The sequence below is a fragment of the Flammeovirga sp. MY04 genome (genome assembly GCF_001682195.2).
GTDB classification, from domain to species: Bacteria; Bacteroidota; Bacteroidia; order Cytophagales; family Flammeovirgaceae; genus Flammeovirga; species Flammeovirga yaeyamensis.
In genome coordinates this window covers 724,816-739,337 of sequence record NZ_CP003561.2, presented here as the reverse complement: position 1 = coordinate 739,337, position 14,522 = coordinate 724,816, and the positions used below count along the sequence as shown (strand labels likewise).

The window sequence follows — 14,522 nt, the reverse complement described above, 5'->3', positions numbered from 1 at the left end:
AAAGAAAATGGTAGAAGAAATCCTTAAAAATGCTAGATTGTCTGCTGGAGGCAGAAGATTATTTACTTCAGAACAAAAAGCTGTAATTGTAGAGTCCTGGGAAAGTTCAGGTTTATCATGTCCAGAGTTTTGTAGACGTTATGGAATGATCACAAGCCAATTATATAAATGGCGTTCAGATGCCAAATCAGGAGCAATTATGGGTATTAAAAACGAAGGTGAATTACACTCTAAAACTGAATTAGAGATTTTACGAAAGGAAAACGAGGAACTGAAAAAAGCACTTGGTGAATCAACGTTGGACATTAAGATTCTAAAAAAAAAGTTAGAAATGGATCAACAAAAAAAGAAGAAGTGGAACAGTTATCCTCGGAATTCAAAGTAAGCCTAAATCGGGTAATTAGATCTCTGGGTATTTCTAAATCTTCAGTTTATTATAAGCCTGTTGAAGTTAAAAAGAAACGTAAGAGATCTTCTCAAACTTTACCAAAAAGAGTTCAAGAAGCAATTAGTGAAATTACAGGAAATAAAGCTACCTATGGTATTCTTCGAATCAAAGCAATTTTGAAAAGGGACTACAAAATTACAATAACTAAATATCTGTTACATAGATATATGAAACAGAATGACTTATTGGTCAAGAGAGGGAGTAAGCGAGGTAGTTCACGTCCACATACTGGTAAAATATCCGTAGAAAAGTCAAACAAAAGATGGGCAAGTGATATTACAAGTATTAAATGTTGGAATGGTCAAAAGATTAGATTTTCATTTATTTTAGACTGTTGCGATAGAACAATAATTTCATGGTATGCATCAAAATATATTCAAGGTTGTGATATAGAATTACTTTTTCAAAATGCTTTATATAAGCGTTTCTCAGAAAATGAGATAGAAGAAATGTAACAATCTTCTGAAGAAGAAAGGTTACAATTTTTACATGATAATAGTCCTGAATATATAGAAAAGAAATTAGTGAAGTCATTAAATGAGTGGGGAGTTCAGAACTGTAATACTCCAACATATTCACCTCAATCCAATGGTATGTGTGAATCTTTTATAGGGACATTTAAGAGAGACTACGTATATGAAAGTTGCTTAGAAAATCCTGAAAGTGTTATAGATCAAATTCAAGGATGGGTTGATGAATATAATGGATATGTACCACATTCAGCACTGATGATGATGACACCAAATGAATATTATAAATTAAAAAATGTAGCTCAAAAGCGGTCCAGTTTTAGACCTGATAGAGCACCTCCTCATCCGTCATCACACTAATACCATTCTTAAAAAGTTTATCTGCTACTACCCCATTCCCTTCTATCAATTTCCCAGAGAAGGTGCCATCATAGATTTTCCCGAATCCACAAGAAGGACTTCTCGATTGAAGAATCGCATTGGTTATACCATTATCCTGACAAATTTTTAATACTTCTTCTGCCGACTTTAAAAACTGAGGTGTATAATCATTTCCTGCCTTATTTGTTACTCGAATCCCATCTTCTGTTTGCTGAATTTCGACCGGTTCTCTCGGTGTCGGCAAACCTCCAATCACTTCTGGACAAATAGGAATTGCTTCTCCACTTTGTATCATATCTTCTAAATTGATGGTGGATGAACAGGTTCCGTTGTAGCGGCATTTTACGCCAACGAGACAAGAACTAATAATATATTTAGGCTTCACTTTTTCCATTTGCTAAGTTCACTGATGATGAATTGATAAATACAAAAAAACAGATTATCTATAAATAATCATACGATAATGTAGTTCTAAAGGCAGATTTCTTGATAAAAAAGGGTGTAAAAACTAAAAATTAGGAGGTAATAAAATTAATTGGCTATTTCTATAATCAGAGAATAAGTTGGAGGTGTCGATCGCACACTACCTTGCTTTCATAAATTTTAGGAGCATGTACCAACTTCTAAAGTGTGACATACTCTAAGTTTCGAATTAAGAAATGAAATGTTGAATGAAAACATGGAATAAACTTCTTTTTGGGATTATCGCTCTTTGCTGTTTGGCAAATCCGGTAATGTCAGATGACAAAAAACCTAAGGCTAAACCTAATGTCATCCTTATCATGACCGACGATCAGGGATATGGAGATATAGCCGCCCATGGAAATAAAATTATCAAAACACCAGCAATGGACCGATTGAAGCATCAAGGAATTAGCTTCGATAACTTTCATGCAGGATCGACTTGTGCTCCTTCCCGTTCGGCTTTAATGTCGGGTATGGAAGGTCACCGTGCCGGAGTATGGCACACTATTGCCGGCTGTAATTTATTGAGAGAAAAATTCACAGCTATGCCTCAAGTCTTCCAAGACAATGGATATGCCACGGCACTTTTTGGTAAGTGGCATTTAGGTGATGCTTATCCGTATCTACCGGAAGATAGAGGGTTCGAAGTGGCTTTGTATCATAGTGCGGGTGGAATTGGACAGACGCCTGATTTTTGGGACAACGATTATTTCGATGATGTTTACCTAAGAAATGGCAAGCCAGAACGTTTCAAGGGCTATTGCACGGACGTATTTTTTGATGAAGCCATGAAGTACATCGAAGAGAAAAAAGATCAACCTTTCTTTGTGTACCTTTCCACCAATGCTCCTCATGGACCTCTAAATGTACCAGAAGAATACTATAATATGTATAAGGACGAGGAAGATCTTCTCGATTTTCAAAAAGCGTATTATGGTATGATTACCAATATCGATGACAACATCACTCGATTAGAAAAGAAGCTGAAGGAACTGAAATTGGCAGACAATACCATTTTGATTTTCACCACTGATAACGGAACACAATACGGTTGGAGAAACATCAAAGGAAAAGAATACGGCTACAATGCCAACATGAAAGGTCTAAAAAGTTCTCAATACGATGGCGGCCACCGTGTCCCTTTCTTTATGTATTGGAAAGACGGAAAATTATCAAAAGGAAAAACCATAGATCACCTTGTGATGAGTTACGATGTGTTGCCTACTTTAATCGATCTTTGTGGTTTAACCGAACATGCCGATACTAAATACGACGGTAAATCGGTAAGTCCACTACTTTATGGAGAAGGTGATGATTGGCCCTCACGTTATGCTGTGTTGGATAAAAACAAAACACAACATCCTGTAAAATGGAAATTAAGTGCGGTGATGGACGATGATTGGCGACTCATTAACGGGAAAGAATTGTACAATATTCGGGAAGATGTTGGTCAGGCGAACGATATTTCAGCACAGCATCCCGAAAGAGTGACGAAAATGAGAGCGGCTTATGAAAATTGGTGGACGTATGTTTCCAAAGACTTCAGTAAATTTGAGTATTATAAAGTAGGTGTGGAAGGAATTGATGAAACGGCTTTAACCGTACATGATATTCATTCCGACAAACCTTTGGCTTGGAATCAAGACCTTATTCGCGATCCTTTAAGCGGCAAGAAGCCCGCATTAACTGATGACGGATTCTGGACAATTGATGTGCAACAAGAAGGCTATTACAACATTACTTTAGCTCGATGGCCTAAAGAATCCAAGATGAAGTTTAATTCTAAAGTAGAAGCTTTGGGAGTTCAAGCACCTTGGTACGAGGCAAGACCGGAGGGTCGTGTGATGCCTCTGAAAAAAGCCACTTTGGAGATTGATGCTTTAAGAGTGCATCAAAAAGTGGATATGGAGACGGAAGGTTGTACGTTTAGAGTGTATTTAAACGAAGGAAAAGCCCGATTGGTTGGCAAATTTACCGATGAAGACGGAAAAGACATCTCCTCATTTTATGTTTACATATCAAAAGAGAAATAATCGATGAAACTGAATTATATATTTCAATGGATCTTATGCTTGGGAGTGATTTCTTCACTCTCAGCACAAGACGAGAAGCGACCAAACATTATCTTCTTACTATCCGATGACCATACAAGCATCGCTACGGGCTGTTATGGAAATGATCAGGTAGTGACGCCCAACATGGATAAATTGGCGGAAACGGGTACGCAGTTTATGAATCACTACAATACTACTTCCATTTGTATGGCGAGTAGAGCGATTTATATGACTGGAATGTTCGAATACAAAACTGGATGTAATTTCGAGCATGGACCAATGAAGAAAGAGAAGTTCCAGAAATCGTATCCGATGATCTTGCGTGATGCTGGTTACTTTACAGGTTTTGCGGGAAAATTTGGTTTTGCAGTATCTGACGGCACCGATCCAAGCGATAAAAAATGGGAGGTTTTACCTGTCGATCAATTTGATGTTTGGGCAGGCGGATTAGGTCAGACCAAATACAAAACAGAAAAGAACAAATACATCAAGAAATATGCGGAAAAGTACCCTCACAGTACGCGAGCACATGCTGCTTGGGCACACGATTTTATTGTAGAAGCAAAAGAATCGGGTAAACCTTTCTGTATGTCGATCAGCTTTAAAGCCCCTCACCTTCCATTCACTCCAGATGTGTATTTCGATGCGGTGTATGAAGGAAAAACGTATAAAAAACCAGCCAATTATGGTGAGGAAAATGCCAAACATTTAGCGCCTCAAGCATTAACGGGAAGACAATACAAACAGTATGAGTTCTGGAGAGATACTGAGGAGAATTATCAAGAAGCCATTAAGCGTTACAACCAACTTATTCATGGTGTAGATTACGCTATTGGTATGATCAGAAAGTCGTTGGAAGAATTAGGTGTGGATGAAAATACCATCATCATTTATGCAGGTGACAATGGCTATAGCTGTGGTGCACACAATCTAGGGGGTAAAGTACTTCCTTATGAAGAAGCTTCAAAATCTCCACTTTTGATTTACGATCCAAGAATGCCTAAGAAAACCAAAGGTGCACAAAGAGAAACAATTACCTCGAGTATCGATATCGCTCCAACCATTTTAACTATGGCAGGAGTTGATGTTCCTCAAAATATGGATGGGGTAAATCTTGTTCCTTTAATGCATAAGAAAAAGGGCATCAGTAGAGAATATATTCCTTTGATGAACTTCTTTGGAAATGATGAAATCCAGGAAATGTCTGTCGTTTCTAAAGACTGGAAATATATCTATTGGCAGTACGAAGACGAGCGTATGCAACCTACAGAAGAATTGTATTATGTAGGGAAAGACCGTTTAGAGATGGAGAATGTGATTTCTGAAAAGAAATACCAAAAGCAACTTCAGATCATGAGAAAAAGATATGATGAACAAGTTGAGCAATTGAAGCAAAATGCTGTTCCTTATCACGATTATCAGAAATATGGAGTGTTGTTCGACCGTCAGTCGACTTCGGAAGACAAAAAGCCTTATTTAAGAGGCACTTATGAAGAACAAATGAAAGGGATGACGCCTAAAAACCACTTTAATTAAACTGTGCTTTAGGGAACAACTCTTACACGACAAACGACTCTAAATTACTACAAACAAAAGCATTTATTGAAATGAAAAAAACGATAATATCAAATATATTACTGATGGCCTCTTCCCTACTTTTCGCTCAGGAAAAAGTAGATTTTTCGAAGTTGGACTCAGAAAGAATTGAATCCGTGCCTACGGTAAAATGGGAACAATTTGGACCTGGTGGATCAGGAAATAACTACCATATCTATTGGCACCCGACTGACCCTAACACGGTGTATCAAGGGCCAAATATGGGGAACTCTTACCGCTCAACAGACAGAGGGGAAACGTACGAGGGAATTATGGATCCTGATGGGCCATCGTATAAAACGAGACGTAGAGGACCTGTAGAAATCTATGCTCCAGAATTCTCTAGACAAGACGAGAACTTTGGTATTTGTACTATTGAAGATGCAAATTTCATGTATTTCACATACGATAAAGGAAAGACATGGAAGATCAACGAATTGGTGAGTGCTCAGTTTGAGAATATCCATGTAAATACCATCAAAGTAGATCCGACCGACGATAATGTATGGTATGCAGGTGCTGGTAATATCAGGGATTGTAATCACTTTTTCCATACGAATAAGCACCCTCATGGTGTTTTTGGAACGAAAACTAAAGTGGGTAAAGCAGGTGAAGGCAACGATGGAAATCCCAATTACGGACATCAAGCTAGAATTTGGAAAAGTACAGATAAAGGACAGACTTGGAAGAACATCACTCCAAAAGGAATAGATACTAAAGCTCAGATTACAAGAATTTTTGTACACCCTGCCCAACCGCAAACCGTTTTTGCTGCGACCACTTTTGGTTTGTATAAATCGGAAAATGGAGGTAAATCTTGGAAGCAAAAAGTAAAGTCGGGAATGGATAACGACATAATCCGTTCGATGGACATGTATTATAATGCTGCCTCTAAAAAAGTGATTTTATATGCGATTGATTTGGTGAAATACATTCCAAATGGCAATACTATTGACTACAATGGTGGTGTTTATAAAAGTGAGGATGAAGGAGAATCTTGGGTGAATATTAACTCGGATATGCCCATTAATAAAGCCATTATGAAGAATCCGAACATTCAGAAAGGCTACTATAAATTTGCTTTAGGAAAATGGTTTGGTATCTCTGCTAATGAGGCGAAGAAGAAATATCCAAAAGCCCCAGAACAATTGATGCATTCCGTTAGTATGATTCGTGTGAATCCAACGAACCCTAATCACTTGTTGGTCATCAATAACTATAAGTCACAATTTACTTTCCCAGGCGGAATGCTTTGGAGATCGGATGATGGCGGTAAACATTGGTATGTAACGCTCAGAAATGGTAAAGATTGGAACGGTAGAGATAAAGCCCATTGGGAAGCGAGAAACAATCCTACTTCTATAAATGTAGATTGGATTGGTCAGGACGAATGGGAAGAAAGAGATGCTTACGACCGTAAAGCTGGTGCTGTTGCCGAATTTAACGCCGATGGATCTACCATTATGTATCAGGTAGCTAAAGTAGTGTGTGTATCGAACGACAATGGAGATACTTGGTTGGAGAACGATGAGAAAGAAACAAAACCAGGGAATCATCATTGGGTCGGTGCTGGAAACAGTAACTTGCCGGGTGAGGAAATTATTCAAGACGAGAGAATCAAAGATCATCTGTATTTATGTGCTGGAGAAAACTCTATCTTCAAAACTACAAACGATGGCGATTTAGTGAGAAAAGGGGCACAAGCTGTTTATAAAATCAGTATTCCAAATAAGCAAAAACCAGCGGAATGTTCGGTAGGTTCTATGGCGATTCATCCAAATGATGTGAACCATATGTACGCTTTGCATTTCAGACAAGCTTATTTTGGTCAGTTGATGGAAACAAAAGATGGTGGACAAAACTGGGCGCCAAAAGGACGAATTTTTGAGCCTACCGATTTTGGGAACCCATTGAACATGATCATACATCAGAGTCATTTACGCATTGATCCGGTGGAGACAGAGCATTTATACTTTGTTATTCCAAAGAAAAGAGTGGTTCATAATGTGAAGTTCAAAGGCGGAAAATTCAAAGATTTTGGTATTTACAGATCTCAAGATGGAGGTCAGACATTTGATATTATCAATGCGGGACTTCCAAAAAATGGACATGTTCAAAAGATCGAATTTGATCCCGAAAACAAAGGCGATTTATACGCTGCTGTGATGGGTAAAAAAGGTCAAGAGGGTGGATTATTCAAACTGAATAAGAAGAAAACGGTTTGGGAAGCGATTGATCTTCCTAAAGGAATTGTAAGTGTACATGATGTTCATTTCTCTAAAAATAACAAACTGTATATCACTGCCGGAACATTTGATGGAGCCCATAAGCATGGTGGTGTTTGGGTGAGATCAAAAGGACAGTGGAAACAACTAATTCCCTACAAGTTTGCCAGTATTGTAACGACTGCGAAATACAATCCGAACATTGTTTTAGCAGCTATACCATCGGATGGATCAATGGATATGATGAACCCGGGTATCTATCGTTCTTTGGATGCTGGTAAAACATGGACAAAGATCAATACAGGTAATATTCAATCGGATAGAATTAATGCTTTAGAAATCGACTATCACAAAAAAGGGGTGTATTACTGTTCCACTTACGGAGCGGGTTACTACATCGCTTATGATGAAGAAACCAAATAATAGTTTGCTTTATTTTGATTGACGCTTTAGGCCATCTTAAATTTTTTGAGGTGGCCTTTTTCTATTTAAAATTACTGTTTTACCGTGTTCAAAAGATAAAGAAAACAACAACTAGATATAGATTTAATGCCAACGGTACTTATCATTTTGAGTGGGATGTAAGAATCATAAAAAAAGTTATCGCCATAGGCATCCATAGAATAGATTTCCCTTTTGAAAAAAAAGTCTATTCTAATGAATACACCGCTACCGCAATTTAATATCAAACCTAAAAGTTGGTTTTTCTTATTCTTACTAATACCAATTGAGCATTCTTTATTTGCACAGAATAATCGGAAAGACCTGATACTAAAATCGTCACTTTACGATTTATCTTATATTGATTTCAACATCGATGTTTATCAATTTGATGCTGAACAGTATTTGGTAAGTCAGACCGGAAATGCTTTACTTCAGTTGAACCAAAGTAGTTTCTTAAACTTGGAATATAACATTTCAAATGCTTGGGATCATGGTATTAGTACTACCACTGTGGGTGATTTTAGTGTGAGCTATTCGAAGAATCATTATTCTAAGAATTATCAAAAAGTAGGATTCCAAGGCGTGGCCACCTCTGTAAAAATGATACTCCCAACTGGTAATCTGAAATACCTAAGTGGCTTCGATAATTGGATTATAGAGCCATCAGTTTACTTTGGTTGGAAATTTAAAAACAAGAAGAATTACTTCGCATCAAAAATTAGAACCAATATCCCATTTGCTCCTTTACCCGAGGCCCCATTATCATTTTCCTACGGCCGATATGAAGCAATTATTGGATATGAAAATTATCATTTTTGGCTAGCAACTACTTTAGATAACAGAATCACTTTCGATCATCATCACTATACTTTATTATGTAAATTGGAGTTAGGAATAAAGCTTGATACTACCAATGGCTTATTCGCCTCTACCACCAATCGATTAATTGGAAAATTTTATTATCAAAACTACTTCAACTTCGGCTATTATAAATGCCTCTAATATTAATTGAATAAAAAATAAAGAAATCCAAAATTAAAATTGAAGCTTCCCCCCGTACGGGCAGACCCACGTGTCTGCCCTTTTTTTCATATATATTTCTGCCCTCCTTATTATATCAACCCTCTATTATTATTTCCAATTCTCAAAAAACCATTCGGAAATTAATCTCACAATCCCTACCTTCACCACTAGCTATTACTCATAAAAACAACGATTCATGAAAAAGCAACTACCTAACAGGCAATCCATTCGCCTAAAAGGATACGATTATTCTAAAGCTGGATTATACTTCATCACTATTTGTGTAAGAAACCGTTTTCATTTATTTGGCAGGGTTGAAAATCAGAAAATGATTTTGAATGATGCTGGAAAGATGGTTGAAAAGTGGTATTGGAAATTGGAGGAGAAATTTGATGTGGTGAAATGTAGGGAGATGGTGGTAATGCCGAATCATTTTCATTGTGTGGTAGAGATTGTGGAGGGTGAAAGTGGAGATGATAATTTTAAGAAGGAGGGCGGAGATATAAATGATAATAAAGAGGGCAAATCTATCTATGAAAAAAAGGTGGGGAGGGAATTAAATTATAAAAATCATAGCAGGGATCTTAATCATAATAAAGAGGGCAGCGATCTCAATTATTATAAGGAGGGCAGACACGTGGGTCTGCCCGTACGGGGGCAATATGAGGGGGATATTTTTATTGGGAGGATTGTGCAGTGGTTTAAAACTATGTCCACGAATGAGTATATAAAGGGGGTGAAAGAAAAAAATTGGAAGAGATTTAATAAGCGATTGTGGCATCGCAATTATTGGGAATATATAATCAGAAATGATGGAGAATACGCTCGAATCGCAAAATATATCATCGATAATCCAGCCAAATGGGAAAAAGATAAACTTAATAATGGCAATGAAAATACTGTATTAGAGCCCATTGCTGATTATGCTATAGAAAAATGGATGATTTGAAAAACACTTTTCAATTGGTATTAGTATATCAAAATCAATTTTTGATGAAAGAATATACATTACATAAAAACACCTTATAATGTTGAAGTCTTTCACCTTAATAATTGAAACATTCTCACCTTATCCATAAAAATTTCAGATAATCGATTAGACTAAAATTGTTTTTGAAATACATAATATTATTTTTTTTCATAATTTCGTATTTCGAACTAAAACTTAAAAAATGAGAAGTCAACTAATTACATATACTATTCTCTTAGTATATATATTCCTATCATCATGTGCAGTAAACAAGACCACAACTGCTGAAAATGAACCGAAACCTAATCATTTGTCTGAATATAAAATTGATGAGGATTTATTAATTCCTTATCAAAAAGATGAAAAATGGGGATTTATGAATATCCATAAACAAATTGTTATCCCTGCCAATTATGATCATATAAAAGTTCCTTTTGACCATGGTGTTGCTGTATTAAAAAAATATAGCGAAGAGGATGAGAATTATTATTATGGTTTAATTGATCGAGAAGGAAATGAAATCCACCCTTTTAAATATTTTGACATTGAAAAGTTTAATAAAAATGGGTTTGCAAAAATTATGGCTTTTGAAGAAAAATATACTTTAAGTGGTTTAACCGATAGAAAAGGAAATCTTGTATTCCCAACAAAATATGTAAACATAGTTTATGATGAAACACATGATCTTTACATTACATCAATTTTTAAAAATAAAACAGGAATTTATACCATAGCTGGACTTATGAATATAGATCAAGAATGGGTACTAGAACCTAAGTATCTTGATATTAAACCAATTAAAAACACCGATTTATTTATCGCATACAATAATGGGAAATATGGAATTATTGATATTAAGGGAAATGTACTGCTTGATATAATTCACGAGAAAATAAAATTATGCAAAAATGAAAATTACTTATTTGCTGTAAAAGAAGGAAAAAAAGCATTTTTTGACCTTCAATTAAATCAAATTACCCCTTTTAAGTACAAAGATAAAAACGATCTTAATTCATTTCATGGACAATATGCTATAGTAGAAACTTTGGATGATGATAGGACCATAATAATTAATACTAAAGGTGAGTTTGTTTATGATTTAACTAAATATAATTATAGTGGTTTATCCATTCAAGATGGTGATTATTTGGTAATTTCCACAAAAGAACTTCCAAAAGAATACGAACATTATTATATCAGAGATTCTAAAGGTCTTTTAAAAATTTCCACGAAAGAATTAATCATTGACCCTTTTGATTATAAGTATGAATATCTTACAATTCATAATCAAACCCCTTTATTATATTCAGCTGCTCCACTATTTAATGAAAAAAAATCAAAATTATTTGATAGAGAATTAATTGATGAAAGTGGAAATATTTTGGTTTCTGGTAATTATAAAAAATTCAGAAAAATTTATGGTCTTCCGGATTATATTGAAATGACTCTTATAGAAAATGATATTGAAAAAGTAGAACTCTTCAACTTTCGCACTAAGAAAATTCTTATGGAATTTGAACAAAAGGAATTAGGTAGATTCTTAAATAATGGTTACAATAACCTTGAATTTATAACTCTAATCGATTTAATTGAAAATGGAACAAAATGGAAAGATAGATTATATGGCATTGTTTCATCAGATGGTCAGATAATAATAGAACCTAAATATAAAAGTATGGATACAAACTTTTTCCCTCTGTATAATTTCTGGGAAAAAGGACTTTTTGGTGCAAGATATGATAATGAATATTTTATGGTTGATTTGAATGGTAATGAATACAAAGTAGAGGAAACTAAGTAAGAAAGAGGTTGTTTCATAATTCTATGAAACAACCTCTTTCTAAAATAAGGTATTTCAATTTCTTAATCATGATTATCTATTGACACTCAATCATGTTACCAAAAGTACCGATATCAGAAATCTTATTGTTTGTTTCGATTGGTGTATATGGAATCATGTTCTTAGCACCAAATACATTAATGTAAGTATTATTTCCAGTATGAACGTAAGCAAATTTTTCACTTACCGCTACGCTCACATTTTCAGAAAGATCTTCATTCACTGTAGTAGAATTGACCGGAATAAAAGTTGAATATTAAACAGATTTAAAATTAAGTTAACATTAAAGGATTTGTATAATGTTACAGGCAGATATTTTAATAAAATATCTGCCTGTACCTTTTATTTTGAAGAACCTTCCAACTGCTGCTGTAGTTCTTTCATCATTTTGGGCTGAATAACATCGACCAATTCACCCGTTTTATAAATATATTTCTTTATTATATTGGGTTCTTGACGGCTATCATAAATACCACTCTTATTGGCATCTATACCAAAATTGATGATTAAGTCTTTTTCTCCTTCTATTAAACTATAGCTTCGAACATCTGTGTTAGGAATATGAATTTCTTTTAATTTATCATTTGGGATAGAATACAGATAAATTGATTTTAAATCTTTTTGATCTATTACTCCATCTTTATTGGTATCTTTTGTTGCAGCTTTAAAATTAACTATGATATCTTTATCATCTTTAAAATAATCTACATGTATGTAATCGAAATTCAATCGGGTATCAAATAGTTTTTTTGAAGTTTGTGTTTTATTATCGAATACAATTAGATTATGATAATCACTATTTCTATATGATTTATAACGTTTACTACTAGTTATTCCTAATATTTCATTGGATTCATCATCAATATTAGCCTCTTCAATATTTTCAACTTTCTTTAAATTAATATGTGTAATAGGGATAATATATACCTGATTTAAGGTATCGGCCAATCTTGGATATTCATAAGAAACCAATTGTTTTCTCTTATTTTCGGATTGAAGTTCCTCTACTTTTTCTTCAGCAAGGATTCCTGTCGTACTATCATAATTTCCGAAGACATCAAATACTTCAGTAGCTAGTATAACTGCGGTTGAAAAGAAACCAAGAAGTAAAAAACAGATGAGTATTACACCTACTACGGATAATAGAATTTGATTGAAGTTTTTTATTTTTTCGATATTCATAGTTTAGTCTTTAATTGTAAATAGTTTTCTAATTTAAAACTATATTACAAATTAAAAAAGGGGAATTACTTCCCCGCCATTTTAGTATCCATAAACTCCACCAAAGGAAGTTTATATACAGAATTCGAGAACCATTTATCTCCAAATTCTTTTTCGTAGCCTCCGTATACATATAAGGTGTCCTCATAAATAGTGATAGACGCATCCCTTAGATTTAGGTTTGTACGGTACTCACTCATCACTTTTGATTTTATGTTATAGATAAATATACTATCGTCGTCCAAAATGTATAGCAAATTATCTGCATAGGCAAGAGATGGATTTTCAATGCCATAGAGTAAATCGGCTTCACTTTCCCATTGTTCAGTAGCAATGTTATACGATTCTATTTCTTTCAATGGTTGCCCATTAAATCCACCTACAACATATATTTTATTACCGATAAGTATACCGGTCGTTTCCTTAGGTTTTCTCATCTTTGGAAGTTCATACCAATACCCAGTTTTGGTATCTAAAACATGCCCCTGATCTGTAAAGATTTTTTTCCCATTATTTTTTTGATGAACAGAACCACCCATCACATAAATTTTTTGATCGTGTGCTACTGCAGAGAAATTAACTGCTTGATGTGGGTTGGTATAATCTATCTGCAATTCACCTGTCTTGAGGTTGTAAACTTCTATGGTATTTTCTAAATACTCCAGCTTTTTACTCGTTGATAAAGACTTCCCTCCTAACAGGTATAATTTATCATTGATATCCACTGCTTCATGATAGGCTTTTTTTCGAAATTTATCATCTATCAATTCCCAAGTGTTATTTTCAATATCATAAATTTGTAAAACATCTTGATACCCCTCCCAGCTGTAAGCTTTCGATGCATATCTTGCCACTTCTGTAATCGTCTGATAATTCTGTAGACCAGTGTTGACAAAAATAGATTCATCACCTCCAGAGATATAGATCTTTGAGCCCACTAGTACCGAGCCAAAATTATACACCCCTTTGGGTAATTTACTTACTTTAGAAAACTTCAATTCGCTCTGTAAATTTCGTTTCCTTTCAATCACCACTTCGTCTAACTCATGTACCACTTCATTCAAATACATTCTGTGGCCACTTTTTATTAATGTAAAAAGCGGAATTGATGCTGTTTGATACCCCACATGAGAGAAGCAAATAGTATCCGATAGAGAAATGTTCTTTTCAGTAAAAAGCTTAAAAACTCCTTTTTTAGAAGTGACTGTCGCTTTAATCAAGTCATTTTTTAAATAGACATTTACATTTTGGATAGGTTCATTGTTTGATGCATTATAAACTACTCCTTTTAGATTTTGAGAGAAAACGGAAGTAGAAATAAATAGTAAGATGAATATTAGTCTCATTTTTAAATAGTTTGGTAGTTTTTTTATTAGGTATTCAAA

The 14,522-nt window shown here is 34.7% G+C and carries 14 protein-coding genes; 10 read left to right on the top strand and 4 right to left on the bottom strand.

From position 1 onward, the window contains the following. Positions 1–7: 7 nt before the first annotated feature. The 3 genes from tnpA (at position 8) to MY04_RS22925 (ending at position 1,278) form a co-directional block, all read left to right on the top strand. On the top strand, positions 8–385 hold the full coding sequence (tnpA, locus tag MY04_RS22935; protein WP_066214727.1) for an IS66 family insertion sequence element accessory protein TnpA: 378 nt from the start codon (positions 8–10) through the stop codon (positions 383–385). After that, positions 355–903, top strand: coding sequence for a hypothetical protein (locus tag MY04_RS22930; protein ID WP_066214725.1), 549 nt, complete (start codon positions 355–357; stop codon positions 901–903). Before tnpA ends, MY04_RS22930 begins: the two co-directional genes overlap by 31 nt. A gap of 69 nt (positions 904–972) precedes the next feature. Next, a complete protein-coding gene (locus tag MY04_RS22925) occupies positions 973–1,278 on the top strand; it encodes an integrase core domain-containing protein (RefSeq protein ID WP_158297866.1) in 306 nt (101 codons plus the stop codon). On the opposite strand, the gene MY04_RS22920 is transcribed toward MY04_RS22925, so the two are convergent. Beyond that, positions 1,238–1,693, bottom strand: a complete 456-nt coding sequence (locus MY04_RS22920) for a DUF523 domain-containing protein (protein ID WP_084006084.1) — start codon at positions 1,691–1,693, stop codon at positions 1,238–1,240. The genes MY04_RS22925 and MY04_RS22920 overlap by 41 nt on opposite strands. Positions 1,694–1,970: 277 nt before the next feature. On the opposite strand from MY04_RS22920, the gene MY04_RS22915 reads away from it, so the two are divergent. The 7 genes from MY04_RS22915 to MY04_RS22885 all read left to right on the top strand — a co-directional run bounded on the left by MY04_RS22915 (position 1,971) and on the right by MY04_RS22885 (position 11,877). Continuing rightward, positions 1,971–3,797, top strand: a complete 1,827-nt coding sequence (locus MY04_RS22915) for an arylsulfatase (protein WP_066214721.1) — start codon at positions 1,971–1,973, stop codon at positions 3,795–3,797. Positions 3,798–3,800: 3 nt separating this feature from the next. Continuing rightward, on the top strand, positions 3,801–5,354 hold the full coding sequence (locus tag MY04_RS22910) for a sulfatase family protein (RefSeq protein WP_066214719.1): 1,554 nt from the start codon (positions 3,801–3,803) through the stop codon (positions 5,352–5,354). A 71-nt stretch (positions 5,355–5,425) separates the two neighbouring features. Further along, on the top strand, positions 5,426–8,062 hold the full coding sequence (locus MY04_RS22905) for a hypothetical protein (RefSeq protein WP_158297865.1): 2,637 nt from the start codon (positions 5,426–5,428) through the stop codon (positions 8,060–8,062). Positions 8,063–8,112: 50 nt separating this feature from the next. Next, positions 8,113–8,322 carry a hypothetical protein gene (locus MY04_RS22900; protein WP_158297864.1) on the top strand — a complete coding sequence of 70 codons (210 nt, stop codon included), beginning with the start codon at positions 8,113–8,115 and terminating at the stop codon, positions 8,320–8,322. Next, positions 8,297–9,085: a hypothetical protein gene (locus MY04_RS22895; protein WP_066214715.1), complete on the top strand. Its 789-nt coding sequence runs from the start codon at positions 8,297–8,299 to the stop codon at positions 9,083–9,085. Before MY04_RS22900 ends, MY04_RS22895 begins: the two co-directional genes overlap by 26 nt. A 217-nt stretch (positions 9,086–9,302) precedes the next feature. Then, entirely contained in the window at positions 9,303–10,055 is a 753-nt protein-coding gene (locus tag MY04_RS22890; protein ID WP_066214713.1) for a transposase, read from the top strand. 223 nt (positions 10,056–10,278) lie between these two features. Then, positions 10,279–11,877 carry a WG repeat-containing protein gene (locus MY04_RS22885; RefSeq protein WP_066214711.1) on the top strand — a complete coding sequence of 533 codons (1,599 nt, stop codon included), beginning with the start codon at positions 10,279–10,281 and terminating at the stop codon, positions 11,875–11,877. 76 nt (positions 11,878–11,953) lie between these two features. On the opposite strand, the gene MY04_RS22880 is transcribed toward MY04_RS22885, so the two are convergent. From MY04_RS22880 to MY04_RS22870, 3 genes are all read right to left on the bottom strand, one after another. Then, the gene (locus MY04_RS22880; RefSeq protein WP_066214709.1) at positions 11,954–12,139 is read right to left on the bottom strand and encodes a hypothetical protein; all 186 of its coding nucleotides are present in this window, start codon (positions 12,137–12,139) and stop codon (positions 11,954–11,956) included. Positions 12,140–12,258: 119 nt separating this feature from the next. Beyond that, positions 12,259–13,098 (bottom strand): hypothetical protein, encoded by an 840-nt coding sequence (locus MY04_RS22875; protein WP_066214707.1) that lies wholly within the window; start codon positions 13,096–13,098, stop codon positions 12,259–12,261. Positions 13,099–13,163: 65 nt separating this feature from the next. Next, positions 13,164–14,483, bottom strand: coding sequence for a Kelch repeat-containing protein (locus tag MY04_RS22870; protein WP_066214705.1), 1,320 nt, complete (start codon positions 14,481–14,483; stop codon positions 13,164–13,166). Positions 14,484–14,522: the final 39 nt, after the last annotated feature.

Bases quoted from the DNA above. Each gene is read 5' to 3' on its own strand.
- tnpA (WP_066214727.1), top strand. From the start codon at position 8: ATGGTAGAAGAAATCCTTAAAAATGCTAGATTGTCTGCTGGAGGCAGA.
- MY04_RS22920 (WP_084006084.1), bottom strand. From the start codon at position 1,693: ATGGAAAAAGTGAAGCCTAAATATATTATTAGTTCTTGTCTCGTTGGC.
- MY04_RS22915 (WP_066214721.1), top strand. From the start codon at position 1,971: ATGAAAACATGGAATAAACTTCTTTTTGGGATTATCGCTCTTTGCTGT.
- MY04_RS22910 (WP_066214719.1), top strand. From the start codon at position 3,801: ATGAAACTGAATTATATATTTCAATGGATCTTATGCTTGGGAGTGATT.
- MY04_RS22905 (WP_158297865.1), top strand. From the start codon at position 5,426: ATGAAAAAAACGATAATATCAAATATATTACTGATGGCCTCTTCCCTA.
- MY04_RS22895 (WP_066214715.1), top strand. From the start codon at position 8,297: ATGAATACACCGCTACCGCAATTTAATATCAAACCTAAAAGTTGGTTT.
- MY04_RS22890 (WP_066214713.1), top strand. From the start codon at position 9,303: ATGAAAAAGCAACTACCTAACAGGCAATCCATTCGCCTAAAAGGATAC.
- MY04_RS22885 (WP_066214711.1), top strand. From the start codon at position 10,279: ATGAGAAGTCAACTAATTACATATACTATTCTCTTAGTATATATATTC.
- MY04_RS22875 (WP_066214707.1), bottom strand. From the start codon at position 13,098: ATGAATATCGAAAAAATAAAAAACTTCAATCAAATTCTATTATCCGTA.
- MY04_RS22870 (WP_066214705.1), bottom strand. From the start codon at position 14,483: ATGAGACTAATATTCATCTTACTATTTATTTCTACTTCCGTTTTCTCT.